The 25,452-nt window shown below is 72.3% G+C and carries 34 protein-coding genes and 1 tRNA gene; 13 read left to right on the forward strand and 22 right to left on the reverse strand.

Annotated elements, in window-relative coordinates:
• Nucleotides 1-12: 12 nt before the first annotated feature.
• A complete protein-coding gene (locus NBW76_RS14235; RefSeq protein WP_056552179.1) occupies nucleotides 13-678 on the forward strand; it encodes an SDR family oxidoreductase in 666 nt (221 codons plus the stop codon).
• 22 nt (nucleotides 679-700) lie between these two features.
• Here the strand turns inward: NBW76_RS14235 and NBW76_RS14240 are convergent, their stop codons facing one another.
• From NBW76_RS14240 to NBW76_RS14250, 3 genes are read right to left on the reverse strand one after another with little or no spacing between them, the layout of a single operon-like run.
• Nucleotides 701-1,222, reverse strand: coding sequence for a GNAT family N-acetyltransferase (locus NBW76_RS14240; RefSeq protein WP_082481166.1), 522 nt, complete (start codon nucleotides 1,220-1,222; stop codon nucleotides 701-703).
• Nucleotides 1,219-1,734, reverse strand: a complete 516-nt coding sequence (locus NBW76_RS14245) for a helix-hairpin-helix domain-containing protein (RefSeq protein WP_055968698.1) — start codon at nucleotides 1,732-1,734, stop codon at nucleotides 1,219-1,221. The genes NBW76_RS14240 and NBW76_RS14245 overlap by 4 nt, the downstream gene beginning before the upstream one ends.
• The gene (locus NBW76_RS14250) at nucleotides 1,731-2,429 is read right to left on the reverse strand and encodes a VOC family protein (protein ID WP_056552935.1); all 699 of its coding nucleotides are present in this window, start codon (nucleotides 2,427-2,429) and stop codon (nucleotides 1,731-1,733) included. The genes NBW76_RS14245 and NBW76_RS14250 overlap by 4 nt, the downstream gene beginning before the upstream one ends.
• A gap of 61 nt (nucleotides 2,430-2,490) precedes the next feature.
• Here NBW76_RS14250 and dapD point away from each other — a divergent pair, with 61 nt between their 5' ends.
• The 5 genes from dapD (at nucleotide 2,491) to NBW76_RS14275 (ending at nucleotide 7,450) form a co-directional block, all read left to right on the forward strand.
• Nucleotides 2,491-3,423 (forward strand): 2,3,4,5-tetrahydropyridine-2,6-dicarboxylate N-succinyltransferase, encoded by a 933-nt coding sequence (gene dapD / locus NBW76_RS14255; protein WP_055968700.1) that lies wholly within the window; start codon nucleotides 2,491-2,493, stop codon nucleotides 3,421-3,423.
• A gap of 63 nt (nucleotides 3,424-3,486) precedes the next feature.
• A complete protein-coding gene (locus NBW76_RS14260) occupies nucleotides 3,487-4,317 on the forward strand; it encodes a hypothetical protein (RefSeq protein ID WP_055968702.1) in 831 nt (276 codons plus the stop codon).
• A gap of 154 nt (nucleotides 4,318-4,471) precedes the next feature.
• Entirely contained in the window at nucleotides 4,472-5,521 is a 1,050-nt protein-coding gene (locus tag NBW76_RS14265) for a CoA ester lyase (RefSeq protein WP_056552185.1), read from the forward strand.
• Nucleotides 5,518-6,393: a CoA ester lyase gene (locus tag NBW76_RS14270; RefSeq protein ID WP_255353958.1), complete on the forward strand. Its 876-nt coding sequence runs from the start codon at nucleotides 5,518-5,520 to the stop codon at nucleotides 6,391-6,393. Before NBW76_RS14265 ends, NBW76_RS14270 begins: the two co-directional genes overlap by 4 nt.
• 85 nt (nucleotides 6,394-6,478) lie before the next feature.
• Nucleotides 6,479-7,450, forward strand: coding sequence for a serine hydrolase (locus NBW76_RS14275; protein ID WP_056552188.1), 972 nt, complete (start codon nucleotides 6,479-6,481; stop codon nucleotides 7,448-7,450).
• A gap of 24 nt (nucleotides 7,451-7,474) precedes the next feature.
• On the opposite strand, the gene NBW76_RS14280 is transcribed toward NBW76_RS14275, so the two are convergent.
• The 5 genes from NBW76_RS14280 to NBW76_RS14300 form a co-directional block, all read right to left on the reverse strand.
• Nucleotides 7,475-8,398 carry an AEC family transporter gene (locus NBW76_RS14280; RefSeq protein WP_056552191.1) on the reverse strand — a complete coding sequence of 308 codons (924 nt, stop codon included), beginning with the start codon at nucleotides 8,396-8,398 and terminating at the stop codon, nucleotides 7,475-7,477.
• 134 nt (nucleotides 8,399-8,532) lie between these two features.
• Entirely contained in the window at nucleotides 8,533-8,700 is a 168-nt protein-coding gene (locus tag NBW76_RS14285; RefSeq protein ID WP_156364644.1) for a hypothetical protein, read from the reverse strand.
• Between the two features lie 474 nt (nucleotides 8,701-9,174).
• Nucleotides 9,175-10,296 (reverse strand): aromatic acid exporter family protein, encoded by a 1,122-nt coding sequence (locus NBW76_RS14290; protein ID WP_055968712.1) that lies wholly within the window; start codon nucleotides 10,294-10,296, stop codon nucleotides 9,175-9,177.
• A 66-nt stretch (nucleotides 10,297-10,362) separates the two neighbouring features.
• Nucleotides 10,363-10,710 carry a co-chaperone GroES gene (locus NBW76_RS14295; protein WP_055968713.1) on the reverse strand — a complete coding sequence of 116 codons (348 nt, stop codon included), beginning with the start codon at nucleotides 10,708-10,710 and terminating at the stop codon, nucleotides 10,363-10,365.
• A gap of 2 nt (nucleotides 10,711-10,712) precedes the next feature.
• A complete protein-coding gene (locus tag NBW76_RS14300) occupies nucleotides 10,713-10,961 on the reverse strand; it encodes a DUF3618 domain-containing protein (RefSeq protein WP_055968715.1) in 249 nt (82 codons plus the stop codon).
• A gap of 46 nt (nucleotides 10,962-11,007) precedes the next feature.
• On the opposite strand from NBW76_RS14300, the gene bcp reads away from it, so the two are divergent.
• The 3 genes from bcp (at nucleotide 11,008) to NBW76_RS14315 (ending at nucleotide 12,556) form a co-directional block, all read left to right on the forward strand.
• Nucleotides 11,008-11,484, forward strand: a complete 477-nt coding sequence (gene bcp / locus NBW76_RS14305) for a thioredoxin-dependent thiol peroxidase (RefSeq protein WP_055968717.1) — start codon at nucleotides 11,008-11,010, stop codon at nucleotides 11,482-11,484.
• 35 nt (nucleotides 11,485-11,519) lie between these two features.
• Nucleotides 11,520-11,601 (forward strand) — tRNA-Leu (locus NBW76_RS14310).
• A gap of 55 nt (nucleotides 11,602-11,656) precedes the next feature.
• Nucleotides 11,657-12,556, forward strand: a complete 900-nt coding sequence (locus tag NBW76_RS14315) for a carbohydrate kinase (protein ID WP_056552197.1) — start codon at nucleotides 11,657-11,659, stop codon at nucleotides 12,554-12,556.
• Between the two features lie 15 nt (nucleotides 12,557-12,571).
• Here NBW76_RS14315 and NBW76_RS14320 read toward each other — a convergent pair whose 3' ends face one another.
• The gene (locus NBW76_RS14320) at nucleotides 12,572-13,030 is read right to left on the reverse strand and encodes an SRPBCC family protein (RefSeq protein WP_056552941.1); all 459 of its coding nucleotides are present in this window, start codon (nucleotides 13,028-13,030) and stop codon (nucleotides 12,572-12,574) included.
• A 26-nt stretch (nucleotides 13,031-13,056) separates the two neighbouring features.
• On the opposite strand from NBW76_RS14320, the gene NBW76_RS14325 reads away from it, so the two are divergent.
• Nucleotides 13,057-13,521 carry a tRNA (cytidine(34)-2'-O)-methyltransferase gene (locus tag NBW76_RS14325; protein ID WP_056552200.1) on the forward strand — a complete coding sequence of 155 codons (465 nt, stop codon included), beginning with the start codon at nucleotides 13,057-13,059 and terminating at the stop codon, nucleotides 13,519-13,521.
• Nucleotides 13,522-13,628: 107 nt separating this feature from the next.
• Nucleotides 13,629-14,339, forward strand: coding sequence for an SGNH/GDSL hydrolase family protein (locus NBW76_RS14330; RefSeq protein ID WP_082481168.1), 711 nt, complete (start codon nucleotides 13,629-13,631; stop codon nucleotides 14,337-14,339).
• A gap of 6 nt (nucleotides 14,340-14,345) precedes the next feature.
• On the opposite strand, the gene rdgB is transcribed toward NBW76_RS14330, so the two are convergent.
• The 10 genes from rdgB to NBW76_RS14380 all read right to left on the reverse strand — a co-directional run bounded on the left by rdgB (nucleotide 14,346) and on the right by NBW76_RS14380 (nucleotide 22,567).
• Entirely contained in the window at nucleotides 14,346-15,002 is a 657-nt protein-coding gene (rdgB, locus tag NBW76_RS14335; RefSeq protein ID WP_056552206.1) for an RdgB/HAM1 family non-canonical purine NTP pyrophosphatase, read from the reverse strand.
• The gene (gene rph, locus NBW76_RS14340) at nucleotides 14,999-15,721 is read right to left on the reverse strand and encodes a ribonuclease PH (protein ID WP_055968726.1); all 723 of its coding nucleotides are present in this window, start codon (nucleotides 15,719-15,721) and stop codon (nucleotides 14,999-15,001) included. Before rph ends, rdgB begins: the two co-directional genes overlap by 4 nt.
• A gap of 24 nt (nucleotides 15,722-15,745) precedes the next feature.
• A complete protein-coding gene (locus tag NBW76_RS14345; RefSeq protein WP_055968727.1) occupies nucleotides 15,746-16,495 on the reverse strand; it encodes an MBL fold metallo-hydrolase in 750 nt (249 codons plus the stop codon).
• Nucleotides 16,492-17,298: a glutamate racemase gene (gene murI, locus NBW76_RS14350; protein ID WP_055968730.1), complete on the reverse strand. Its 807-nt coding sequence runs from the start codon at nucleotides 17,296-17,298 to the stop codon at nucleotides 16,492-16,494. Before murI ends, NBW76_RS14345 begins: the two co-directional genes overlap by 4 nt.
• Before the next feature lie 59 nt (nucleotides 17,299-17,357).
• Nucleotides 17,358-18,140: an amino acid ABC transporter ATP-binding protein gene (locus NBW76_RS14355; RefSeq protein ID WP_056552209.1), complete on the reverse strand. Its 783-nt coding sequence runs from the start codon at nucleotides 18,138-18,140 to the stop codon at nucleotides 17,358-17,360.
• Nucleotides 18,137-19,636 (reverse strand): ABC transporter substrate-binding protein/permease, encoded by a 1,500-nt coding sequence (locus tag NBW76_RS14360; protein WP_235492852.1) that lies wholly within the window; start codon nucleotides 19,634-19,636, stop codon nucleotides 18,137-18,139. Before NBW76_RS14360 ends, NBW76_RS14355 begins: the two co-directional genes overlap by 4 nt.
• A 142-nt stretch (nucleotides 19,637-19,778) precedes the next feature.
• Nucleotides 19,779-20,756 carry a ribose-phosphate pyrophosphokinase gene (locus tag NBW76_RS14365; RefSeq protein ID WP_055968733.1) on the reverse strand — a complete coding sequence of 326 codons (978 nt, stop codon included), beginning with the start codon at nucleotides 20,754-20,756 and terminating at the stop codon, nucleotides 19,779-19,781.
• Nucleotides 20,757-20,842: 86 nt separating this feature from the next.
• The gene (locus NBW76_RS14370) at nucleotides 20,843-21,793 is read right to left on the reverse strand and encodes a PLP-dependent cysteine synthase family protein (protein WP_056552212.1); all 951 of its coding nucleotides are present in this window, start codon (nucleotides 21,791-21,793) and stop codon (nucleotides 20,843-20,845) included.
• Nucleotides 21,794-21,798: 5 nt separating this feature from the next.
• On the reverse strand, nucleotides 21,799-22,086 hold the full coding sequence (locus NBW76_RS14375) for a MoaD/ThiS family protein (protein WP_055968738.1): 288 nt from the start codon (nucleotides 22,084-22,086) through the stop codon (nucleotides 21,799-21,801).
• Nucleotides 22,087-22,132: 46 nt separating this feature from the next.
• On the reverse strand, nucleotides 22,133-22,567 hold the full coding sequence (locus tag NBW76_RS14380) for a Mov34/MPN/PAD-1 family protein (protein WP_056552215.1): 435 nt from the start codon (nucleotides 22,565-22,567) through the stop codon (nucleotides 22,133-22,135).
• 87 nt (nucleotides 22,568-22,654) lie between these two features.
• Between NBW76_RS14380 and NBW76_RS14385 the strand changes: the two genes are divergently transcribed.
• Nucleotides 22,655-23,287 carry a GntR family transcriptional regulator gene (locus NBW76_RS14385; RefSeq protein ID WP_056552218.1) on the forward strand — a complete coding sequence of 211 codons (633 nt, stop codon included), beginning with the start codon at nucleotides 22,655-22,657 and terminating at the stop codon, nucleotides 23,285-23,287.
• Nucleotides 23,284-24,048 (forward strand): ankyrin repeat domain-containing protein, encoded by a 765-nt coding sequence (locus NBW76_RS14390; RefSeq protein ID WP_056552221.1) that lies wholly within the window; start codon nucleotides 23,284-23,286, stop codon nucleotides 24,046-24,048. The genes NBW76_RS14385 and NBW76_RS14390 overlap by 4 nt, the downstream gene beginning before the upstream one ends.
• A 12-nt stretch (nucleotides 24,049-24,060) precedes the next feature.
• Here NBW76_RS14390 and NBW76_RS14395 read toward each other — a convergent pair whose 3' ends face one another.
• The 3 genes from NBW76_RS14395 to clpS are packed head-to-tail and all read right to left on the reverse strand — an operon-like array spanning nucleotide 24,061 to nucleotide 25,450.
• On the reverse strand, nucleotides 24,061-24,573 hold the full coding sequence (locus NBW76_RS14395; RefSeq protein WP_055968746.1) for a hypothetical protein: 513 nt from the start codon (nucleotides 24,571-24,573) through the stop codon (nucleotides 24,061-24,063).
• On the reverse strand, nucleotides 24,570-25,151 hold the full coding sequence (locus tag NBW76_RS14400) for a DUF2017 domain-containing protein (RefSeq protein ID WP_056552223.1): 582 nt from the start codon (nucleotides 25,149-25,151) through the stop codon (nucleotides 24,570-24,572). The genes NBW76_RS14395 and NBW76_RS14400 overlap by 4 nt, the downstream gene beginning before the upstream one ends.
• Nucleotides 25,151-25,450, reverse strand: coding sequence for an ATP-dependent Clp protease adapter ClpS (gene clpS / locus NBW76_RS14405; RefSeq protein ID WP_200914431.1), 300 nt, complete (start codon nucleotides 25,448-25,450; stop codon nucleotides 25,151-25,153). The genes NBW76_RS14400 and clpS overlap by 1 nt, the downstream gene beginning before the upstream one ends.
• Between the last annotated feature and the right edge of the window lie 2 nt (nucleotides 25,451-25,452).

The raw sequence follows: 25,452 nt of genomic DNA on the forward strand, positions 1-25,452 counted from the left end.
TAGGCTGACGGCATGCCCTGCGCCCTGGTGACCGGAGCAGCCCGACCGAACAGCCTCGCCGCCGCGATCGTGCCGCGACTGCGCGACGACGGCTGGGACGTGGCCACCTCCGACCTGACCGGCACCGACTTCGACGTGGACCTGTCCACGCCGCACGGGCCGACCGACCTGCTGGACGCCGTCACCCGTGACCGAGGCCCAGTCGGCGCCCTGGTGCTGAGCCACGCCCATGACGTCGAGACCGGGGTCCTCGACACGACCGCCGAGAGCTTCGACACCCACGTGGCCGTGAACGCGCGCGCCAGCCTGCTCCTCATCGCCGGCTTCGCCCGTCAGGTGCCCGACGGCGGGGGCGCGGTGGTCGCTCTGACGAGCGACGCCACCACCGGGAACCTCCCCTACGGCGCGTCCAAGGGGGCGCTCGACCGCATCGTGATCTCCGCGGCACGCGAGCTGGGCCCGCTCGGGATCAGCGCCAACGTGCTGAACCCCGGCCCCGTCGACACCGGGTGGATGGACGACCAGCTCAGGGAGGGGCTGCTGCCGCACCAGCCCCTCGGTCGTCTCGGGGAGCCACGCGACGTCGCCGCAGTGGTCGCCTTCCTCCTGTCGCCCGAAGGACGCTGGATCTCCGGACAGCTGCTGCACGCCGACGGCGGGTTCTCGGCCCGCTACTGAGCCCGACGGTCCGGACCTGGGCTCAGACGTCGTGCGGCGTGAAGCGGTGGAACAGCACGTGGTCCTGCCACTGCCCGCCGATCTTGAGGTAGCGCGGCGCGCGTCCGAACGACTCGAACCCGGCACGCCGGAGCACGGCCTGGGAGCGCTCGTTGTGGGCCAGCGTGGCGGCCTGCAGCCGGTGCAGCCGCAGGACCTCGAACGCGTGGGTGGTGATCTCCTCGACGGCGCGGGTCATCAGCCCGCGCCCCTGCACGTCGGCGGCCAGCCAGTAGCCGACGTGAGCGTTCTGGAAGGCCCCGCGCACCAGGTCGTTGAGGTTGATCTCACCGACCACCCGGTCGTCGTCGAGCACGACGAAGTAGGCACCCCGGCCCTGGACCATGGCCTCGAGACGCCGCTCGAGCAGGTCGAGCTGCCCCTCGACGGTGTAGAAGTCGGCATTGCGCTCGGGGCTCCAGGGGTCGAGGTGCTCGCGGTTGGTCGCCCACAGGTCGGCGAGGACCTCGGCGTCCGCAGGGTCGGGGACCCGCAGCACGCTCACCACGTGGTCCCCCGCTCGGCGAGCGCAGCGGCCAGGGCCGCCACCGCGCGTGGGCCGATGCCGTGCAGCGCGGCCACCTCGTCGCGATCGCGGGCAGCCAGCTCGTCGAGCGAGCCGATGCCGGCACCGTGGAGCGCGCGCCGCGCCGGGGCACCGATCGCACCGAGGTCGTCGTCGCCCTCGGCGGCAGCCCTCGCCGCGTGCGCGGACGCTTCGACGACACCGGCCGGTGCGCAGTGCCGCCACGCCTCGTGGACCCAGTGGTTGAGCGCCATCCCGTCGATCACGTCGAGGTCGACCAGGACGCCCGACGACGTGGTCTGCACGCCGGGCAGCTCGCCGGCCATGCGGCTGCGCGGCTCGATCCCGAGCGAGAGCGCCGCGCGCCCGTCGTCGGTGAGGGCGGCGAACACCGTGCCCGCGACCGCCCAGCCTCGCGTGGGTCCGACCTCGACCTGCTCGGCGCCCTCCTGTGCGAGGGCCGCCCTGCGCAGCTGCGCCCGCGACGTCACGCGGCGTCCTCGTCGAACACGCAGAACTCGTTGCCGTCGGGGTCGGCCATGACCGTCCAGACCACCTCGTCGTCGGGTCGGCGCAGCACGGTGGCGCCGAGGGCCTCGAGATCGGCGACGCCGGATCCGGCGGTGAGCGCGACGTCCCAGTGGAGCCGGTTCTTGACCGTCTTGGGCTCCGGCACGTCGCAGAACACGATGCCCTCGAACGGCATGCCGGGGACGTCCTCCAGCCAGCTGAACCGCTGCTCCTCCTCGCTGCCGATCGTGCCACCCCACACGCCCTGCCACCAGGCCGCCGCGGCGCGGTGGTCGGCGACGTCGACGCACAGCTCGTAGAGCCGGTAGTCGGGAACGTCGTCGCGCACGAACGTGCAGATCTCGTCGCCCTCCGGGCCGGCCACGACCGTCCACCGGAACTCGCCCTCAGCGCTGAGACGTGTGGTCCCGGGCAGCACCGACGCTGCGGCGTGGACGTCGAGGTGGACCCGGTCCTTGACCGACTTGGGCTCCGGCACGACGCAGGGCCACACGGTGTGCCGAGGGGTGGGTCCCTCGAGGTGCACCTCACCCTGCTCCCCCGCCACACCCTCGTCGGGCACCACGCGAAGACCCAGCGTCTCGGCCCAGAAGGCCGCGGACGCGTGCAGGTCGTTCACGTCGATGCAGAGGTCCTTGTAGGTCACCAGCGCCATGCGGTCCACGCTAGGTCCACTCACCGACGGGCGCCATCGACGGATCGGTAGGTTGAGGGCCATGAGCGAGCAGAGCGCGTACGGCTACGGCCTGGCCACCCTCACCGAGGACGCCGACGTCCTCGACGTCTGGTTCCCCGAGCCCCGGCTCGGCACCCCCGGGCACGACCCGGAGCCCGAGGAGCTCACGGCACTCACCGGCGAGGACGCGGTGCGCCAGGTCCGCAAGGCCGTGGTGCACGTCGTCGCGCCGGACCTCTCGGCACCGCCCGCCGACGTCTACGACGTGTGGCTGCGGCTGCACCTGCTCTCGCACCGTCTCGTCCAGCCGCACGGGGTCAACCTCGACGGCCAGTTCGGGCTGCTCACGAACGTCGTCTGGACGACGATCGGTCCGTGCGCGGTCGCCGGGTTCGAGCACACCCGCGCCCGCGCCCGCGCCGCCGGCCTCACGGTCAACGTGACCAGCATCGACAAGTTCCCCCGGATGACCGACTACGTGATCCCGTCCGGCGTGCGCATCGGCGACGCCGACCGCGTGCGCCTCGGCGCGCACCTGGCCGAGGGCACCACCGTCATGCACGAGGGCTTCGTGAACTTCAACGCCGGCACGCTGGGCCACGCCATGGTCGAGGGCCGCATCTCGGCCGGTGTCGTCGTGGGCGACGGCACCGACATCGGAGGCGGCGCGAGCATCATGGGCACGCTCTCGGGCGGTGGTACCGAGGTGATCTCGATCGGTCGCAACAGCCTGCTCGGCGCCAACTCCGGCATCGGGATCTCGCTCGGCGACGACTGCGTGGTCGCCGCCGGCTGCTACGTCACCGCGGGCACCAAGGTGCGCACGCCGGACGGCTCCGTGGTGAAGGCGGCGGAGCTGAGCGGGCAGGACAGCCTGCTGTTCCTCACCAACAGCGAGACCGGCCAGATCGAGGCGCGCCCTCGCGGCGAACGGCGCGGCATCGAGCTGAACTCCGACCTGCACGCCAACTGACCCCGGCCCGGACCCGGCACCAGGTGCCCGGCCGGATTGACGTCGTCTGCCTAGGCTGACCGGGTGAAGCTGCGCTGGGTCCTGCTGGGCGCCGTCCTCGTGGCCGGCGTCCTGGTGGCGGTCGTGGTGACCGACCGCACGCCGCTGCGCACCGAGTACTGCGTGGCCCGGGTGGGCGAGACGCGTGCGCAGGTGGACGTGGAGCAGGCGCGCTGGTCGGCCCTCATGGCCGCGACGGCGCAGAACCGCGGACTTCCCCCGCGCGCCACCACGATCGCGATCGCGACCGCCTTCCAGGAGTCCAAGGTCCGCAACATCGACTTCGGTGACCGGGACTCCGTGGGTCTGTTCCAGCAACGTCCGTCGCAGGGCTGGGGCACGGTCGAGGAGATCCTGGACCCGCACTACGCGATCGGTAAGTTCTACGACGGCCTCGAGAAGGTCGACGACTACACGTCGCTCGAGATCACGGTCGCGGCGCAGGAGGTGCAGCGCTCGGCGTTCCCTGGCGCCTATGCCCAGCACGAGGACTACGCCCGCGCGCTGGCCTCCGCCCTCCGGGGCTACAGCCCCGCCGCGTTCACCTGCCAGATCAACCCGGTCGGTGGCGGTTCGGTGCGGACCGTGGCGGCCGACGTCGACAAGGCCTTCGGGGAGATCCCCCGCAGCACCGACGACGCCGAGGACGCGCTCACGTACCGCCTCGACGGCGCGGCCGCCGACGTGCGGGCGCGCGGGTGGGCCCTGGCGCACTACCTGGTGGCCAACGCGGCCGACCTGCAGGTCGCGTCGGTCAGCTTCGACGGCCTGCGCTGGACGGCGGAGTCCTCGCCGGACGGCTGGGTCGCCGACGAGGCCGCCCGCGACGACCGTGTGGTCATGTCCGTCCGCTGACCCGGCGGGGGTGCCGGGCCCCGGGCGGCGAACGACACCGGCGGGGGTGCCGGGCCCCGGGCGGCTGGACGCACTGTGAGACCCGCCCTACTCACGGGTCACGAGTCCCGGCCATACTGTCGGGCAGTCCCGACGTCTGCAGGAAGAGACCCGCGTGCGCAACCCCCGTGCATTCCTCCGTCCGCTCGCCGTCGGAGCTCCCGCTCCGCTCGCCGAGGTGCCGTTCCGTCCGAGCCGGATGATCCACTTCTTCGACCCGAGCAACGAGAAGATGGCGGCGAAGGTCCCCGACATCGCCTCGAAGGTCGACATCATCCTCGGCAACCTCGAGGACGCGATCAAGACCGAGAAGAAGGAGGCCGCGCGCCAGGGTCTCGTCGACATCGCGAAGGCCACCGACTTCGGCGACACGCAGCTGTGGGTGCGCGTCAACAGCCTGGACTCCCCCTGGGTCCTCGACGACCTGACGACGCTGGTCACCGAGATCGGCGACAAGCTCGACGTCATCATGGTGCCCAAGGTCGAGGGCGCCCAGGACATCCACTACGTCGACCGTCTGCTCGCCCAGCTCGAGGCCAAGGGGAACGTGCAGAAGCCGCTGCTCGTGCACGCGATCCTCGAGACCGCGCTCGGCGTGACGAACGTCGAGGAGATCGCCGCCGCCAGCCCGCGCATGCAGGGCATCAGCCTCGGCCCGGCCGACCTCGCGGCGAGCCGCCGCATGAAGACCACGCGCGTCGGTGGCGGCCACCCGGGCTACCTGGTGCGCCAGGACCCGACGGGCGAGGACCTCACCGAGGGCCGCACGACGTACCAGCAGGACCTGTGGCACTACACGATCGCGCGCATGGTCGACGCCTGCGCGGCGAACGACATCCTCCCGTTCTACGGGCCGTTCGGTGACATCAAGGACGTCGTGGCCTGCGAGGACCAGTTCCGCAACGCGTTCCTGCTGGGCTGCGTCGGCGCGTGGAGCCTGCACCCGGTGCAGATCGACATCGCCAAGTTGGTCTTCTCGCCCAGCGCCGAGGACGTGGCGCACGCCAAGCAGGTCGTCGAGGCCATGGGCGACGGCTCGGGCGCGGTGATGATCAACGGCAAGATGGAGGACGACGCGTCCTGCAAGCAGTGCCTGGTGATGCTCGACCTCGCCCGCGAGCTGGCCGAGCGCGATCCCGAGCTGAAGGAGCTGTACGACCTGTGAGCACTCCCGTCATCCGCCCCCGCCGTTCCGTGCTGTACATGCCGGGTGCGAACGAGCGCGCCCTGGAGAAGGCCAAGACGATCGACGCCGACGCGCTGATCCTCGACCTCGAGGACTCCGTCGCCCCCGATGCCAAGGCGCAGGGCCGCGAGAACGTGTGCGCGGCCGTCCGGTCCGGCGCGTACGGTCACCGTGAGCTGGCGATCCGGGTCAACTCCATCGGTACCGAGTGGCACGACGACGACGTGCGCGCCGCCGCGGCCGCCGGTCCCGACGCGATCCTCGTCCCGAAGGTGGAGTCGGCCGAGCAGGTGCGTGCCCTCGTGGCCGCCCTCGAGCAGCACGGCGCCCCGGAGCACACCCAGCTGTGGGCCATGATCGAGACCCCGCGGGCCCTCCTGCACGCCGAGGAGATCGCGGCCGCCCACGAGCGCCTCACCGTCGTCGTCATGGGCACGAACGACATCGTCAACGAGACCTACGGTCTGCACGTGCCGGGCCGCAACGCCACCGTGCTCACGTCGCTGTCGTGGACCCTCCTGGCGGTGCGCGCCGCCGGCAAGGTGGTCATCGACGGCGTCTACAACGCGGTCAAGGACCCCGAGGGCTTCGAGGCCGAGGCCCGCCAGGGGCGCGAGATGGGCTTCGACGGCAAGACCCTCATCCACCCCTCGCAGGTGGACCCCGCCAACACGATCTTCGCGCCGTCGGACGACGACGTCGAGCGGGCGACCGGCCTCATCGAGACGTTCGAGGAGGCCAAGGCCGCGGGCCAGGGCGTCGTGACGTTCAACGGGAAGATGGTCGAGGAGCTGCACGTGCGCGACGCGCGACGCATCCTCGCCTTCCACGAGGCGCTCGCGGGTCGCTGACCCACCGAGACCTCCGCCGGACGGACCCCGGACATCAGCCTCGCGGCCGATGTGCCGGGGTCCTGTCGTCGACCAGGGTGGGGGCATGAGCTTCGAGGAGACCGTCCGTGACGACGCCCTGCACCGCTGGGCCGCCGACGCTCTCTGCGGCGGCTCCTGGGCCGTGGCCACCATCGAGCCGGGAGCCACCCGCGTGGCGGTCCAGAGCATCGACCCCGGGGACGACCTGGAGATCGGCTCGATCTCCAAGGGTCTGACCGCGTTGCTCCTGGCGGACGCCGTCGAGCGCGGCGAGATGCTGCTGACCGACCGGCTCGACACCTTCCTGCCGCTCGACGGGTCACCGGCCGGCCTGGTGACGCTGGACGCGCTGTCACGGCATCGTTCGGGGCTGCCGAGCCTGCCGGCGCAGGCGCACATGGGCCGCCGGACGGCGTCCTGGCTGCTGCTCGCCACCAATCCGTACGGCGACACCCTCGCGGAGCTGCTGGAGCAGACCCGGGCGACGAAGGTCGGCCGACCCCGCCCCGTGTACTCCAACCTCGGCTTCCAGCTGCTGGGCCACGCCGTCGCGGCCGCAGCGGGTCGTCCGTATCGCGACCTGCTGGCCGAGCGGCTGCTCGGTCCGCTCGGTCTGGCCAGCGCCTCGGTACCGGCCACCCCCGACGAGCTGGGTCAGCGCGCCGTGGTCGGCCGCACACGATGGGGCCGCCGAGCCGAGCCGTGGACGGGCGAGGCGCTCGGTCCCGCGGGCGGGGTGCGGATGTCGGTGCGCGACGCGGCGACGCTGGCACGAGCCCTGCTCGAGGGCAGCGCGCCGGGCACCGCGGCGCTCGAGCCGGTCGACGACTTCGTGCCCGGCGCCCGGATCGGCGCCGCGTGGATCACGTCGGTGCACGACGGCGTCGACGTCACGTGGCACAACGGCGGCACGGGCGGCTTCCGCACCTGGCTCGGTCTCGACCGGGCGGCCGGCACGGCCGCAGTCGTGCTGAACGCACGGGTCCGTTCGGTCGACGCCGTCGGTCGACGTCTGCTCGCGACCCTGCGCACCTGATCCCCGGCGGGAGCCGGGCCGGACTCAGGTGAGCAGCGCCGCGACGACCGCGACCGCGGGGACCGAGAGCACCGTGGTGGCGAACACGGCGTCGCGGGCGAGGACGGTCGAACGGTCGTAGCGCACCGCGATCACGAAGATGTTCTGCGCCGCCGGCAGCGCGGCCAGGACGGTCACGGCCAGGAGCGGGTCCCCGTCCATCCCCAGCGCGAACCGTCCCACGGTGTAGGCGGCGACCGGCTGGACGACGAGCTTCAGCACGACGATGAGCGCCAGCACGGGCGCGTTGCCGCCACTGCCCGGACGCGGGCCGAGTCGCAGCGAGACGCCATAGGCGATGAGCATGGCCGGGACCGCCATGGCCCCGACCAGGCCGAGCGGCTCGTCGACGAGGCGAGGGATCCGGGCATCGGTGATCGACAGCGCGAGGCCCAGCAGCGACGCCACGGTCAGGGGCGTGCGGAGCGGACGCGTGAGGAAGCGGTGCCACGGCACCCGCTCCTGCGCCACCGCGGCGTCGAGCACGGCGAGGGCGAGTGGCTGCAGCACCAGCATCTGCAGCAGCAGCGTGGGAGCGACGAGTGCGGCGTCGCCGAGGACGTAGGCCGCGATGGGCAGCCCCAGGTTCCCGGCGTTGACGTAGGCCGAGGAGAGCGCGCCGACGACGGTGTCGGCGAGGTCCTGGCGCAGCACGAGCCGCGCGACGAGCAGGTAGAGCGCGACGACGACCGCGACCGCGGCCGACGTGGCGGCGAGGTTCCGCGACAGGACGGCCGAGACGTCGGCGTCCTGCAGGACGGTGATCATCAGGGCGGGACTGGCCACGTAGAAGGCGAGGCGCGAGAGCACGACCTGGGCGTTCAGGTCGAAGATCCGCAGGTGTGCCAGGAGGGCACCGAGGGCGATGAGCGCACCGATGGTGCTGAAACCCTCCAGGACCCCGGTCATTACCCCGATCGTCCCAGACCCTCGACCGCCTCCCTCAGCCGGTCCGTTCCGCTGGTCGCGGTGCGCAGGTCCGCAGGTCCGCAGACGCACGTGGCCCCCGGTCGAGGACCGGGGGCCACGCGGTGGGGCGTCGTTCAGCGGTAGGACCGCTGGCTCAGCACCTGCAGCTGGTGCGCGTCCTTCATGGCCTGCGCCTCGCGGCGCTGCCGGACGGTCTCCAGCAGGACCTGTCGGTCGGTCTCCGACATCTCGTCCCAGGCGCGCTTGCGGCGAGCACCGGAGCGAAGGGGGTTCCGTGCCATCGCGTTCACCCCCTCTCCCCTTGTCCAGGTGGTGCGGTGTCCGTCGCGGTCGGTCCTGGTCGGGGCCGTGGCGATCTGGTCGGTCGTCGGGGTGTCTGCGGGCAAGGTGTCGGTGTTCTGGTGCTGGTTCATTGCGCGCCTCCTTTCTGCGAGGTGGTCGGGTGTGGTCGAAGGGATGGGATCGTGGGTGGGCAGACGAGAAGAGCCGCCCTGGACGTGGTGTCCTGAGCGGCTCGAAGCCAGGGTGTCGGTCAGCGGTGCTGACGTGACGGATCTGGCTAGACGGAGACTGCGCCGAGGACGGGGGAGCCGGCGAACGCGGCACCACGGGACGTGTGATCGAAGGCGATCGGTGTCGTGGTCTGGTTCATTGCGGCTCACCTCCTCAGGCGGTCTGGTGTCGTCACCGTAGCGCACCCGGGCCGCCGCGCGCCACCGTCCGTGGGTGCGTGTCCCGCCGACCTCGGCGGGGCGTCACTCGAAGTCGAGTGCGGCGTCGATCTCGTCGCGGCTCGCGCCGCAGACGAACATCAGGTCGGCGGCGATGGACCGCACCTGTGCCGTGATGGCCGCCGTGTTCAGCGTCATCGTGTCCGGCAGCGCCGCGACGGCGATGCGGGCGGCCTCGACGAGCTGGTCGCGGGCGCCGGCGAAGTCGTCGAGCGAGGACAGGTCGTCGGCGATGACGTCGACGGCCTCGGCCAGGGCCTCCACGGACTGCTCGAGGGCGTCCGGTCCCACCTCGTCGTGGCGCAGCATCGCGCTGACCCGCCGTGCGAGCACCCGGGAGTCACGGATGGCGTTGTCGAAGTCGCGGACGGCTCCCACGTAGAGCGCCAGGTGCTCGCGCTGCCGCCAGCGCATGGGCGACATGCGGGCGATCTCGCTGACGTTGCGCGCCGTCGCGTCGAGGGAATCGATGCTGCCCTGCATGCCGCGGGCCCGCTCGAGCGCCTCGTCGGCCACGCCGGGGTCACGCTCACGCAGGGACCGTGCGGTTCCCCTCAGCACCGACGCCAGCTGGCGCAGCAGACGCTGCACCTCCGCGTCGATGTCGCGCACCGGGTTGCGGGGCAGCAGCAGGACCATGGCCATGCCGCACAGGCCACCGATCAGCGCGTCCAGGAAGCGGGTCAGGGCCGGGTTGCCCGCCCCGGCCGCGGGCACCACGGCCGCCAGCAGCACGGCGGAGTTGGCGGCCTGGGTCAGGGCCAGGCCCCGGATGCCGGTGAGCGTGGCTGCGACGACCGTGAGCAGGACGACGAGCGCCATCTGCGCCGGCCCGCGTCCGATCGTCAGGATGATGAGCTCGCCCACGAGCACCCCGAGCGCCACACCGACGACGACCTCGACGAGCGTGCGACCACGGAGGCCACCGCCCGCGGTGATCACGACGACCGCGGCGATGGGGGCGAAGAACGCCTGCTGGTGCCCGAACACCTGGGTGGCGATGAGGAACGCGGCCGCGGTCGCGATCCCCAGGCGGAGCATCAGGCGCCAGCGACGGCGCAGGAGCAGGAGGCGGTCGAGGAAGGTCTCCTCGCTGCGGCGCAGACGGATGCGGCGCAGGGGGACGTCACGACCCGTGCCGCTCATCGCTCCTCCGCTCCCCACGTCCGGCCCCACCTACGACACCGCTCGTCCCCACCGTGCCCGCGCCGATCACAGGTACAGGCCGGTCTGGCCCTCCTCGATGCGCTCCGACGCGACCGCGTGCAGGTCGCGCTCGCGCAGCAGCACGAAGCTCTCGCCCCGCACCTCGACCTCGGCGCGCTCCTCGGGATCGAAGAGCACGCGGTCGCCGACCTCGACGGCCCGCACGTGCGCGCCGACCGCCTCGACCTTGGCCCAGGCCAGCCGCTTGCCCATCGCCGCGGTGGCCGGGATCAGGATGCCGCCCCCCGAGCGCCGCTCCCCCGCCTCCTCGTCGATCGACACGAGCAGGCGGTCGTGCAGCATCCGGATGGCGAGCTTTCCGCCGTCGTCCCGTGCTCCCTCGGTACCGGGCATGGTCAGCCGAGCACCCGGCGCAGCACGACGATCGCTGCCACGGAGCCGACGACGCCGAGCACCACGGGCACCACGGTCTCGTAGCGGACCGATCCGTCCGGGCCGACGAACTTCGCCTTCACGTCGGCCAGGCTGCGCCGCGCGATGTTCTTGGGGTTCGTGCGGTCGACCAGGGCGTCGACGGTGTCGGCGAGCCGCTCGCGGATCTGCTCGATCTCGTCGACCAGCTCATCGGTCTGTGACGTGCCCACGTGGCGCCTCTCGTCGGTGCGGACTGGTCTTGCAAGGATAGGACCCATGACGACGCGACTGCAGCCCGGTGACACCGCACCCGACTTCACCCTCCCCGACGACACCGGCCAGGAGGTCACGCTGTCGAGCCTGCGGGGCGGCAAGGTGATCGTGTACTTCTACCCCGCGGCCATGACGCCGGGGTGCACGAAGCAGGCCACGGACTTCTCCGGGGCGCTCGACGACCTGCAGGCCGAGGGCTACACCGTCGTCGGCATCAGTCCGGACAAGCCCGAGAAGCTGGCGAAGTTCCGCGAGCGCGACGGGCTCACCATCACGCTGCTCTCCGACGTCGACCGCTCGGTGATGACCGCATGGGGCGCCTTCGGCGAGAAGAAGCTCTACGGCAAGGTCGTCGAGGGCGTCATCCGCTCGACGGTCGTGATCGGCGAGGACGGCACCGTCGAGGTGGCGCAGTACAACGTGAAGGCCACCGGACACGTGGCCAAGCTGCGCCGCGACCTCGGGCTCGACGCCGCCTGACCCGGATCCCCCTGGCCTAGGCTGGGGGCGCACCCGCCGGTGTGGTGGAACTGGTAGACACGCGGCACTTAGGATGCCGTGCCCCAGGGCGTGCAGGTTCGAGTCCTGTCACCGGCACCCGGTCCCCACGGCCACGCCGTGCGGCGGACCCGGGTCACGGCAGACTGTGGCCATGGTCCTGGTCATCGGTGAAGCCCTCGTCGACATCGTCGAACGACCCGACGGGTCGCGCACCGAGCATCCTGGTGGCAGCCCCGCCAACGTGGCCGTCGGCCTCGGACGCCTCGGCGTCACCCCGGTGCTCGCCACGAGCCTGGCCACCGACGACCTGGGGGCGCTCGTGCGCATGCACCTCGCGGAGTCGGGCGTGCGCCTCATGCCCGGGCTCAAGGAGCTGGAGCGCACCTCCACCGCCGTGGCCACCCTGGCCGAGGACGGCAGCGCAAGCTACGACTTCGACATCTGCTGGGACCCGGGCCGCATCTGGGCCGAGGAGGTCCCCGACATCGTCCACACCGGGTCGATCGCGGCGTTCCTGGAGCCGGGCGCCGACGACGTCGAGGACGCCCTGCGCCGGCTCGCCCCCATGTGCACGGTCACCTTCGACCCCAACGTCCGTCCGTCGCTCCTGCCGAGCCGCGCGGAGGCGCTGGACCGGATGGAGTCCCTGCTGCCGCTGTGCGACGTGGTCAAGGTCAGCGACGAGGACCTGGCCTGGCTCGAGCCGCACAGCGACCCCGCCGACACCGCCCGCAGCTGGCTGGCGGCCGGGCCGGCGGCCGTCGTCATGACGATGGGCGCCCGCGGTGCGCGCACGTACACGCACCGCGGCTCCATCGCCTCGAGGGCGCAGGCGTCCCACGTGGTCGACACCGTCGGCGCCGGCGACGCGTTCATGTCGGGACTCATCGCGGGCCTCAAGGACGACGGGCTCGACGGTGCGGCCGGCAGCACGCGGCTGCACGCCTCCGACCTCACGCTGTGGCGCAGCGTCACCGACCTCGCGTCACGCTGCTCCGCGTTCGTGGTCGGCCGCGCCGGCGCCCAGCCGCCGTGGGAGCACGAGCTCTGAGGTCGGCGCCGAGGCTCAGGGGACGAGCTTCGGCAGGTTCGCGTTGATCTTCTGGGTCAGCACCTTCGCCACGGCGGCGGCCACGCCGGGCACCGGGGCGTCAAAGTGGATCGTGTAGTCCAGGTGGGTGCCGCCGTCGGCGGTGGGCGTCAGCACCTGGATGCCGCGGTGGCCCTTCAGCGGGCTGCCCTGGGTGATCTCGTACTCGATGCGCTCGTCGGGCTCGGAGACCACGACGGTCTCGACGAAGCCGGGCAGGGGGCCGAGCTTGAGCGTGCGGGCCGAGCCCACGCCGTTGCGCGACGTGTGGCCGTCCCGCAGGCGCGTGATGCTCGCCCCGAACAGCGGACCGAGGTTCTCGTGCTCGCCGAGCGCGGCGAACACGTCGGCGGGGGCGGAGCGGAAGGTGTGGGTCACGTGGACACGGGGCTGGCCGAGGGAGGAGGACTGTCCGGGGGCGGGGGTGTCAGGCATGGCCGACATCCTAGGGTGAGTCCGTCATGTTCCGTGTCCTGTTCCACGAGCCGCGCATCCCGGGCAACACCGGGAACACGATCCGGCTCGCCGCCGCCACCGGGGCGGAGCTGCACCTGGTGGAGCCGCTCGGCTTCGACCTGTCCGAGCCGAAGCTGAAGCGCGCCGGGCTGGACTACCACGACCTGGCGACCCTCCACGTGCACGCCGACCTCGACACGGCGCTGGCCGCACTCGGCGACGCGCGGGTGTTCGCGTTCACGACCGGGGCCACTCGCTCCTACGCCGACGTGTCGTACGAGCCGGGCGACGTGCTGCTGTTCGGCGCCGAGCCGTCAGGTCTGCCCGACGAGGTGCTCGCACACCCTCGCGTGACCGACCGGCTGCGGCTGCCCATGCTGCCGGCGCGGCGGTCCATGAACCTCGCCAACTGCGCGGCGATCGTGGTCTACGAGGCCTGGCGCCAGCGCGGCTTCGCCGGCGGTTCCTGACACCGACCCCGTGCCGATGACGTTTCGGTGACTTCTCCGCATCCATCGGTTCCTGGCCGTCCGCGGACGTAGGCTGGTGCTCTTCTCGGGGAGGACAGCAGGGGACCATGGCACGACACGGACACGGACGACGCGTGCTGGTCACCGTCGCCCTGGCCCTGCTCATCAGCCTCGGCGTCACCGCAGGGCGGCAGGGTGCCATCGGCACCGAGCCCGGCACCGGACCCTTCCCCCAGGGCGTGGTCGTGGTGGGCGACTCCATCACCGCGCGCTACGACGACGACCCCGGCAGCCCCGAGCAGGGCTGGTGGAGCTTCGTCGGACGTCACTTCGACACCGAGGTGCGCACCTTCGCGCAGTCCGGCTCGGGCTACCAGCGCCCCGGCCACCGGTGCGGAGGGAACCGGTTCATCGACCGGCCCGAGGCCTTCAAGGGACCCGCACCGTCGGTCTTCATCGTCGAGGGCGGGCGCAACGACTGGGCCACCTGCCGCCAGGGCGGCCTGGTCGAGTCCACCGACGCCGCCGTCCAGCAGGCCGTCGACCGCTACTTCGACGTGGTCGAGCGGAGCCTGCCGCGCACGACCCGCATCGTGGTGCTCGGCCCACCGTGGGGCCCGCTGGACCCGTGGCAGCAGCGCCGGATCACGTCCATCGTGCACACCGCCGCGAAGCGTCACGGTCTCGAGTACGTGGCCACCAAGGGAAGCCTGGACCGGCCGGGCCGCACCGTCGACGGCGTGCACCCCACGCTCGCGGGCAGCAGGGCGCTGGGCGACGTCGTGATCGACGCCCTCTCAAAGCGCCCGCCGCGCTGAGGCCCGTCAGGCCGAGAGCGCCGCGGCGACCAGCGGCGCGACCTGCGCGAGCGCCCGTCCGCGGTGGCTGATCGCATCCTTGTCGGACGGGCTCAGCTCGGCGGTCGACACGTCGAACCCGTCGGCGGCGAAGAGCGGGTCGTAGCCGAATCCGCCCTCGCCCTGCTCCCCCGCCAGGATGCGGCCGGGCATCTCGCCCCGGACGACGTGCTCCTGCCCGTCGGGCGTGCAGAACGCGACGGCGGCGACGAAGGTGGCGCTGCGTCGCTCGGGCGGGACGTCGGAGATCTGCGACAGCAGGAGCCGGTTGTTCGCCGCGTCGCCCCCCTGGTCCTTCGGCACGCCCGACCAGCGCGCGGAGAGCACGCCCGGCATGCCGTTGAGCGCGTCGACGCAGAGGCCCGAGTCGTCGGCGAGCGACGGCAGCCCCGTGGCCTCGAGGCACGCCCGCGCCTTGATCAGGGCGTTGCCCTCGAACGTCGGCTCGGTCTCGGCCGGCTCCGGGTAGTCCGCGACGTCGGCGAGCCCGAGCACCTCGACCCCCGGCACGAGGGGCGCGAGGATGCGCTGCAGCTCCGCCAGCTTCTTCGCGTTGTTCGAGGCGAGCACGACGGTGCTGGTCTGCCGCCCACGGCCCGGCACCCCCGCCGTGTCGTCGGTCATCGGGCGAGCGCCTCCTGCTGGAGGCGGGTGAGGTCGGTGCAGCCCTTCTCGGCCAGGGCCAGGAGGGCGTCGAGCTCGGAGCGGACGAAGGGCGCGCCCTCGGCGGTGCCCTGCACCTCGATGAACGCGCCGCTGCCCGTCATGACCACGTTCATGTCCGTCTCGGCGCGCACGTCCTCGACGTAGGGCAGGTCCAGCATGGGGGTGCCGTCGATGATGCCGACGCTGACCGCGGCCACCGACTGCACCAGGGGCTCCCCCGCCAGCGCACCCTTGTCGCGCAGGTGCGCGACGGCGTCGGCCAGGGCCACGTAGGCGCCGGTGATGGCCGCCGTGCGCGTGCCACCGTCGGCCTGCAGGACGTCGCAGTCGATCGTGATCGTGTTCTCACCGAGCGCCGTGTAGTCCACCGCAGCGCGCAGCGAACGGCCCACGAGCCGCGAGATCTCGTGCGTCCGGCCACCGATGCGACCCTTGACGGACTCGCGCGCGGAACGGTCGTGCGTGGCCTGCGGCAGCATCGCGTACTCGGCCGTGACCCAGCCCAGTCCCGAGCCCTTGCGCCAGCGCGGCACGCCCTCCGTGGCCGACGCGGCGCACAGCACCTTCGTCTTGCCGAACTCCACCAGGCAGGACCCCTGCGCGTGGTCGAGCCAGTGGCGGGTGATCGTGATCGGGCGGAGCTCGTCGACGGCGCGGCCGTCCTCGCGGGAGGTCATGTCCGCGACCCTACCGACGGGCGCTCAGACGTCGTAGACCTGCCCGGCCTCGACCAGGACGAAGTCCCCCGCGAAGGTGGAGCGGGTGTCGGCGGCGACCTCGTCGCGGTCGGTCCACGACGGCACGTGGGTCACGAGGAGGCGGCCGACGCCGGCGCGGGTGGCGTAGTCACCGGCCTCCGCACCGGTCAGGTGCAGGTTCGGCGGATTGGTCGCGGACTCCACGAACGAGGCCTCGCAGAGGAAGACGTCGGCGCCGAGCGCCACGTCGTCGAGCGCCTCCGTGGGTGCCGTGTCGCCGGAGTACGCCAGCACGCGTCCGTCGGCCTCGATCCGCATCCCGTAGGCCTCGACGGGATGGTCCATGAGCGACGGGGTCACCAGGAACGGACCGATCTGCACCGCCTCGCCGTGCACCCAGGAGCGGAAGTCGAACTGGTCGGCCATCTGCAGTCCCTCGGACCGCCCGTAGCTGCTCGCGAGGAACGGACCGGCGCCCTGAGGGGCGTACACGGGGATGGTCGGCAGCGCGCCCGTCGGGTGGTACTTGCTGACCACGTAGAAGCCCGACAGGTCGAAGCAGTGGTCGGCGTGCAGGTGCGAGAGCAGGACCGCGTCGACGTCGCGCAGGTCGAGGTGGCGCTGCAGGGGGCCGAGGGCTCCGCTGCCGAGGTCGACGAGCAGGCGGAAGTCGTCGTGCTCGACGAGGTAGCAGCTCGACGCCGAGTCCGGCCCGGGGAACGATCCGGCGCAGCCGACGATCGTGAGCCTCATGCCACCACCTGCGCGAACTGTCCGACCGTCTCGACCTCGGGCCCGAGGAAGCGACGGCCGAGCACACCGAACTCGTCGGGCCGGCCGGTGGTGAGGAACCGGTGCTCCGGTGCGGGCGCCTCGACGTCGCGCAGCAGCCCGCCCTGCACGAGCCGCGCGTAGACGTCCTTCGCCGTCTCCTCCGCACTCGAGACCAAGGTGACCTCCTCGCCCATGGCCAGGGCGATCGCCCCGGTCAGGAGAGGGTAGTGCGTGCAGCCGAGCACCAGGGTGTCGACACCCGCGTCGCGCAGCGGGGCCAGGTACTCCTCGGCCGCCGCGTCGACCTCGGGGCCGGTCGTGACGCCCCGTTCGACGAGGTCGACGAAGTCGGGGCAGGCCTGCGTGACGAGCTCGATGCCGGGGTTCGCGGCGAAGGCGTCGTCGTAGGCGCGCGACGCGGCCGTGGCGCGGGTGCAGATGACGCCCACCCGACCGTTGCGGGTGGCGCGGGCCGCCCGCCGGGTGGCGGGGACGATGACCTCGACGACGGGGACGTCGTAGCGTTCGCGCGCGTCACGCAGCACGGCGGCGCTCGCGGAGTTGCAGGCGATGACCAGCATCTTCACGCCCTGGGCGACCAGGTGGTCGAGGCACTCGAGCGCGAACTCCCGCACCGCAGGGATCGGCTGCGGGCCGTAGGGCTGGCGGGCGGTGTCGCCGAGGTAGAGCACCGGCTCGTGCGGCAGCTGGTCGATCACGGCTCTGGCGACGGTCAGTCCGCCGAAGCCAGAGTCGAAGATCCCGATCGGTGCGTCCGCCACGAGGTGAAAGCCTACGGACGCGGCGGGAGCACGGCCACCCCTGGCCGCCGACGACGGGCTCACCCGGGGTGCAGGATGCGCTCGAGGAAGCGCTGCGTCCGTTCCTCGCGCGGCGCGTCGACGACCTCGCGCCCCGGCCCCTGCTCGACCACGTGGCCGCCGTCGACGAAGACCACGGTGTCGGCGACGTCGGCCGCGAAGCGGATCTCGTGCGTCACGACGACCATGGTCCAGCCCTGCGAGGCGAGGTCGCGGACGACCGCGAGGACCTCGCCCACGAGCTCGGGGTCGAGCGCCGACGTCGGCTCGTCGAGCAGCACCACGCGCGGCCGCAGTGCGAGGGCGCGCGCGATGCCCACGCGCTGCTGCTGGCCCCCGGAGAGTTGCGAGGGGTACGCGTCCTCACGGCCCGACAGCCCGACCTGCTCCAGGAGTGCCCGGGCGCGGGCGGCCGCCTCGTCGGGGTCCTCCCCCTGCACCTGCACCGGACCCTCGACGAGGTTGCCGAGCACGGTGCGGTGCGGGAAGAGCTCGTGGGACTGGAAGACCATGCCGCTCTGGCGGCGCAGCAGCTCGGCCCGGCGCCGGCCCTCCCTCCCCCTCGGCAACGACCCGAAGTCGACCGACACGTCGCCGATCGTGACGACCCCGGCGTCGGGCACGGTCAGTGCGTTGAGCGAGCGCAGGAGCGTCGTCTTGCCCGACCCCGAGGGGCCGATGACCGCGGTCGTCGTGCCCTCGGGGACGTCGAGGTCGATGCCGTCGAGCACCGCGGTGCCGTCGAAGGCCTTGCGCAGGCCGCGGGCCTGGAGGAGCGGGGTCCGGCCGGTGGGTGCACTCATGTGGTCACGTACCTGTTCAGTCGCGTCTCGAGCCGGTTCTGCACCGCGGTGAGCAGCGTGCAGATGACCCAGTAGAAGAAGCCCAGCATCACGTACAGGGGCAGGTAGTCGAACGTGGTCGATGCGGCCTGCGTGACCACCCGGAAGGGGTCGGTCAGCAGGACGACCGAGACGAGCGAGGTGTCCTTCACGAGCGAGATCAGGGTGTTCGAGAGCGGCGGCACCGCGATCCTTCCTGCCTGCGGGAGGACCACCCGACGCAACGTGAGGCTCCGGGACATGCCGATCGTGGCCGCTGCCTCGTGCTGACCCGCCGGAACGGCGAGCAGCGCGCCGCGCACGGTCTCAGCGGCGTAGCCGGCCACGTTGACGCTCAGCGCCAGCGTGGCCGCCAGGAAGGACGGCAGCTCGACGCCGAGCTGCGGCAGGGCGAAGAACACCACGAAGAGCTGCAGCAGCAGGGGGGTGCCGCGCACCGCCGAGATGAAGAAGCGCGCCGGCCACGAGAGCAGCCGGGACGAGGAGATCCGGGCCAGCGCGATGAGCACGGCCGCGACGAGTCCGATGGCGAAGCTGAGCGCGGTGAGCGGGATCGTGATCTTCAGGAGAGCGACGAGGGTCGGCCACGCGTTGTCACGGACGGAGTCCCACCAGGAGGTGCCGGAGCGGCCGCCCACCTCGGCGGCGCCACCGTCCTCGACGGAGACGTCGGCCTTGAAGTACTTCTCGCTGATCTCGGTCAAGGTCCCGTCGGCACGCAGGGAGTCCAGGGCCTGATCGGCCTCACGGGTCAGGGCCTCGTCGTCCTGACGGAAGGCCAGCGCCTGCGCGCCGACCTCCTCGCCGGCGTCGCCGACCACCTCGATCTGGTCGTCACCGGTGGTGGCGAGGTAGTCGAGCACGGCGATGTTGTCGTTGACGATCGCGTCGACCCGGCCGCGGGCCACGAGGTCGGCGGCCTGGGCGAACTGCTCGACGTTCTCGACGCGGGCGCCGGCGTCCTTCGCGACCTGCGACCAGTTGCTGGTGGCCGACTGCGCCGTGACCTTGCCCTCGAGGTCGGCGAGGGTCCGGATGTCCGAGCCCTTCTTCGCGACGATGACGCCACGCGAGTACGTGTACGGCGTGGAGAACGCGTAGCTCTCCTCGCGCTCGGGGTTGACGGTGATCTGGTTGGCGATCACGTCGATGCGCCCGGAGTCGAGCGCCCCGAAGAGCGCGTCGAACTGCGACTGCACGAACCGCAGCTGCCAGCCGGCCTCGTCGGCGACGGCCTCGATGACCTCGATGTCGTAGCCGGTCAGCTCACCGCCCTCGTTGAACGAGAACGGCGGGTAGGTGCCCTCCGTGCCGACGACGACCTCGCGGCCCCCACCCTCGCCGGCACTGCCGTCGCCAGAACCGCCGTCGGCGGCCTGCGCCGGACCTGCCAGCAGCAGGGGCGCCAGCACCGCGAGCACGAGCCCGGCCAGCACCCCCATGAATCGTCGCCTCACGCGCGACCCCCTTCGTCGTCGCTCGACCCTAGTCCGGTCCCGGGACGTCGGCACGCCCGTCCCGGTGCGTGAGAGGCGACCCGCTCACCACGGACCTTCGTCGGGCGGCCATCGCCACCCCGGGGCTGGACTGCCGGAGCGTCTAGAGCGGGAGCTTGGGCTGCGGTGGCGCGTGGGTGGGGTCGACGCCGTCGAAGAGGCTGCTGACCGACTCGCCGGCGTGGATGCGGGCGATGGCCTGGGCGAACAGGGGCGCGACCGAGCGGACCCGCAGCTCGGGCCAGTCAGCGGGCGGCGGCACGGTGTCGGTCGTGACCACCTCGGCGATCCCCGGGTGGTCGCGCAGCCGCTCGACCGCCTTGCCGGTGAACAGCCCGTGAGTGCAGGCCACCGAGATCTCGGTGACGCCCTGGGTCTCCAGCATCGACACGAGCTCGACGATGGAGCCGCCGGTGGCGATCTCGTCGTCGAGCACGATCGCGCGCTTGCCCGAGACGTCGCCGACGATGGCGTCGATGACGACCTTGTCGTCGGCCTTGCGCTGCTTGCTGCCCGCAGCGACCGGCAGGCCGAGCAGCCGCGCGAACTGCGAGGCCGTCTTGGCGTTGCCGAAGTCGGGCGAGACGACCACCGCGTTGCTCAGGTCGGACCCGCGGTAGTGGTCGGCCAGCTCACCGATGGCGGTCAGGTGGTCGAGCGGCATCGAGAAGAACCCGTGCACCTGGGGCGCGTGCAGGGTCATGGTGACCACGCGGCTCACGCCGGCCGTGGCCATCATGTCGGCCACCAGCTTGCCGCCGATGGAGATGCGCGACGCGTCCTTCTTGTCCGACCGCGCGTAGGCGTAGTGCGGCACCACGACGGTGATCGAGGCCGCCGACGCACCGCGCGCCGCGTCGACCATGAGCAGCAGCTCCATGAGGTGGTCCTGCGTCGGCGGCACCAGCGGCTGGACGATGTAGACGTCGCGCTGGCGGCAGTTGGCGTGCAGCTGCGACTGCAGGCAGTCGTTGCTGAAGCGCACGGTCTCCGACGGGGAGAGGGTGGTGCCGAGCTCGTTGCAGATGGCCTCGGCGAGGGAGCGGTGGGCGCTTCCGGAGAAGACCACGATGTCGCGCACACCGTGAGGCTAGCGGAGGGAGCGGCGACCCGGAACCGTCACCGGCACCGACCCCGCCGACCAGCCCCGTCGACCAGCCGGGGGGCTCAGGCCCAGAGCTGGCCGTCGAGGGCGTCCTCGGCCTCGTCGAGCGTGCCCTCGTAGGCGCCCGTCGACAGGTACTTCCAGCCGCCGTCGCAGACGATGAAGACGATGTCGGCGCGCTCGCCGGCCTTCTGGCTCTTGGCCGCCTGGGCCAGTGCGGCGTGCAGGATCGCGCCGGTGGAGATGCCGGCGAAGATGCCCTCGGCCTCGAGGAGCTCGCGCACGCGGCGCACCGCGTCACGCGGGCCGACGCTGAACCGGGCGTCGATCAACGACGCGTCGTAGAGCTCGGGCACGAAGCCCTCGTCGAGGTTGCGCAGTCCGTAGACGAGCTCGCCGTAGCGCGGCTCGGCGGCGACGATGCGCACGTCGGGCTTGGCCTCGCGGAAGTACCGTCCGGTGCCCATGAGCGTGCCGGTGGTGCCCAGCCCGGCCACGAAGTGGGTGACCTCGGGCAGGTCGGCGAGGATCTCGGGGCCCGTGCCGCGGTAGTGCGCCTCGGCGTTGGCGGGGTTGCCGTACTGGTACAGCATCACCCAGTCCGGGTGCTCCTCGGCGATGCCCTTCGCGACGCGCACGGCCTCGTTGGAGCCGCCGGCGGCGGGCGACGGGATGATCTCGGCGCCCCACATGCGCAGCAGCTGACGGCGCTCCTCCGAGGTGTTCTCGGGCATGACGCAGACCATCCGGTAGCCGCGCAGCTTGGCGACCATGGCCATGGAGATGCCCGTGTTGCCGCTGGTGGGCTCGAGGATCGTGCAGCCGGGCGTGAGCCGACCGTCGGCCTCGGCGGCCTCGATCATGGCCAGCGCAGCACGGTCCTTGATCGAGCCGGTCGGGTTCTGGTCCTCCAGCTTGGCCCAGAGGCGCACGTCGTCGCTCGGCGACAGCGCGGGCAGGCCGACGAGCGGGGTGCCGCCGACGGTGTCGGCGAGCGAGTCGAAACGCGCCACGAGGTTCAGCTACCGCCCGCGACGGCGGGCAGGATCACGACGGTGTCGCCGTCGGAGAGAGCCGTCTCGAGACCCCCGGTGAACCGGATGTCCTCGTCGTTGACGTACACGTTCACGAAGCGCCGGACGGCCACGCCCTGGTCGCCCTCCTCGACGAGGCGGTCCTTGATGCCGGCGTGGGCCGACTCCAGGTTCTCGACGAGCTCGGCCACGGTGGCGCCCTTGCTCTCGACGGCGCGCTCGCCGTCGGTGTACGTGCGCAGGATGGTCGGGATGCGGACCTCGATGGCCATCGGTGCCGTCACTCTCTTCCGGTTCTCGGGGGATGTGGTCGGGGGTTCACTCGTCGTAACGCTCGACGACGCGGACTTCTTCCTCCGTGACCTCGCCGTCGACGATCCGGTAGGAGCGGAAGTCGACCGCCGTCCCCTCGACGTCGGCGCCGTCACGGGTGGAGACGAGCACGTAGTGGGCGCCGGGCTCGGAGGCCAGGTTCACGTCGGTGCGTGACGGGTAGGCCTCGGTGGCGGTGTGCGAGTGGTAGATCACGACGGGCTCCTCGTCGCGGTCGTCCATGTCGCGGTAGAGGCGCAGCAGGTCGGTCGAGTCGAACTCGTAGAACGTGGGCGACATCGCCGCGTTCACCATGGGCACGAGCCGGGCGGGACGGTCGGAGTCGATCGGCCCCGCCACGACCCCGCACGCCTCGTCGGGGTGGTCCCGGCGGGCGTGGGCGATGATCGCGTCGTGGGTCGCGCGGTCGATGGTGAGCACGGCCGCGAGTCTATCGACGCCTGCCGCGGGCGCAGGGCGACGCCTGAGCGCTGAGACGAACGTGCATCCGTCCGGTACGATTTTGGTATGCCAAAGTCTCGCGCCCAGGGGGCTCTCGCCGTCGACGACGCCACCGACCGGCTGCGCGCCCTGGTCGTCTCCGGCGAGATCGCTCCGGGCGAGCGTCTCGTGGAGCGTCACCTCGCCGAGCGTCTCGGGCTGTCGCGCATCCCGGTGCGCGAGGCGTTGCAGACCCTGGTCGCCGAGGGCTTCGCCGTCGAGCGGCGCACCGGCGGAGTGGCCGTGCGCGAGCACCGGGCCGACGACGTCGCCGAGCTGCTCGAGATCGCGCACGCGCTCGACGCCGTGGCCTGCCGACGGATGCTGGTCGCGCGCACGGACGTCACGGAGCTGCGCGAGGTGCTGCACCGCGGGGCACGGGCCCTGGCCGAGGACCGGCACGACGACGCCGTCGAGCTCAACGCCCGGTTCCACGCCGTGCTGACGGACCTGGCACCGGCGCCGATGGTGCGCGAGACGACGCGTCCCCTCCGCCAGGTGCTGGGGTGGCTCCTGCGCAGGCACGCCGACCCCGGGCTCATCCACGCCCAGCACGTCTCGCTCGTCGACGCCCTCGAGTCCGGTGACGGCGCACGGCTGGAGCAGGTGCTCGGCGCCCATGCCCGCACGAGCCTCGAGGCCCTGGAGCGGACCCGATGACCTCGCTCGGACCTTCCCCGGTGCTCGCTCTCGCCCTCACGACCGTGCTCGTGCTGGCGGCCTGCACCGCCGGCGACGCTCGCGAGCCCGGGCGGACGACGGCTGCCGACACCCCCGGCCCGAGCGCGACCTCGACGCCTACGACGCCGCCCACCCGGGCCGAGCAGGAGCGCCTCGACGAGCGGCTCCTCGATGCCGCTGCACGTGGTGACGCCCGCGAGACCGCGACGGCCCTGGCGCGCGGAGCACGGATCGAGGCCCGTGACGGGCGCGACCGCACGCCGCTGCTGCTCGCCGCCGCGGCGGACCACCTGGACGTCGCGCGCCTGCTCGTGCGCCTCGGCGCCGACCCGAACGCCGTGGACGACCGGTCCGACACGCCCTGGCTCGTCACCGGCGTCACCGGGAGCGTCCCGATGGGCCGCCTCCTGCTCGCCGCCGGTGCCGACCTGACGCTGCGCAACCGGTTCGGTGGCCTCTCGCCCATCCCCGCGAGCGAGCGCGGCCACCTGGAGTACGTGCGCTGGGTCGTGGCGACCGACGTCGACCTCGACCACGTCAACGACCTGGGGTGGACGGCACTGCTGGAGGCCGTGGTGCTCGGCGACGGCGGCCGACGGCACCGCGACCTGGTGCAGGCGCTGCTCGACGCCGGGGCGGACCCGACGATCACCGACCAGCAGGGACGGACGGCGCTGCAGCTGGCCCGTCAGCGCGGGCACGCGGCGATGGCCGCGGTGCTCGAGGGCGCCGACCGCTGACCCTCCGGGGGCCTACCCGGTGGGGCTCGAGGTGATGGGGCGCGAGGTGACGCGACGGGCGCGCAGCAGGAGCGCGAGCAGGACGAGCGCGGCCAGGACCGAGGCTGCCACGGCACCGAGCGACGCGAGGTAGGCGATGTCGGTGTCGAAGGCGATCCCCTGGCGGACGCGCGGCACCGCACTGGTGCGGATCCCGTACGACGTCGCGAGCTCCTGCAGCAGCCACAGACCGAGCGCGCTCAGCACCAGCGGGACGACGGCGAGCGCGAGGTCGGCGCCGCCGGGTCTGCGCGCGGGTCGGGCCCAGGCCCGGCTCAGCCAGACGAGGTAGCCGACGGCCAGCACCTGCGCGACGAGCGTCGCCAGGAACGGCTCGGGCGTGCGCCACGTGCTCGCCACGCCCCACACCACGGTGGCGACCGGGCACACCAGGAAGAGCGACAGCCCGAGGACCTGGTGCGCCCGGCCGTCCGTGGCACCGAGGCGGCGCGGCCCTTCCGGGTACACGGTCCCGGAACCGGTCACGTGAGGGCCCCGACGAGCGTCTCCTGGACGTAGCCGAGCCAGTCGTACACGTCGGACATCGCCTGGACCGCCGGGTCGTCGCTCTCGGCGACCGAGAGGGCGTCGTCGTCGGAGTCGATGCCGAGCCGCACGGCGATCGAGAGCCTGATGTCGGTGAGCGTCCGCAGCCAGGCCTGGACCTCGGCGTCGTCGAGCTCGACCTCGACGACGACCTCGGGGCCGTCGTCCTCGTCCAGCCCCATGCCACCGGAGACGAGGGACGCGATGAGTCGCTCGGCGTTCTCGACCTTGGCGCTCGTGAGGGACCGCTCGGTGAAGCGGCGGAACTCGGCGGAGTCCTCGGCGTCGTCGCCGTAGGCGTCGGGCAGGAGGCGGCGCAGCACCGGGTCCTCCGGCGGCAGGGAGGGACCGCCCATCCCCAGCTGCGCCGCGAGCGGGTCGGGGTCGGACTCCGGCGTGCCGTTGCGGTCACGGAGCAGCTCGACGACCTGACCGGCCAGGTTGGCCAGGACGTGCGCCTCCTCGGGCTCGAACGTCGCGACGACCCCGCCGCGTCGGCGGCGCTTGAACGGGCGCATCAGATCGTGTCCGACGTCTGCAGCGTGGCCCACAGGCCGTACTCGTGCATGGCCTGCACGTGGCGCTCCATCTGCTCGCGGCTCCCGCTCGACACGACCGCGCGACCCTCGTGGTGCACGGCCAGCATGAGCTCGGTCGCCTTCTCGTCGGAGTAGCCGAAGTAGGCGCGGAACACGTAGGCCACGTACGACATGAGGTTCACGGGGTCGTTCCACACGATCGTGACCCACGGGTCCTCCAGCGCGAGGCGGAGGTCGGAGGCGGGCTCGTCGAGCTCGACCGGGGCCGGAGTGGTCACCT

The sequence above is a fragment of the Aeromicrobium sp. Leaf245 genome, from assembly GCF_942548115.1.
Lineage (GTDB): Bacteria > Actinomycetota > Actinomycetes > Propionibacteriales > Nocardioidaceae > Aeromicrobium.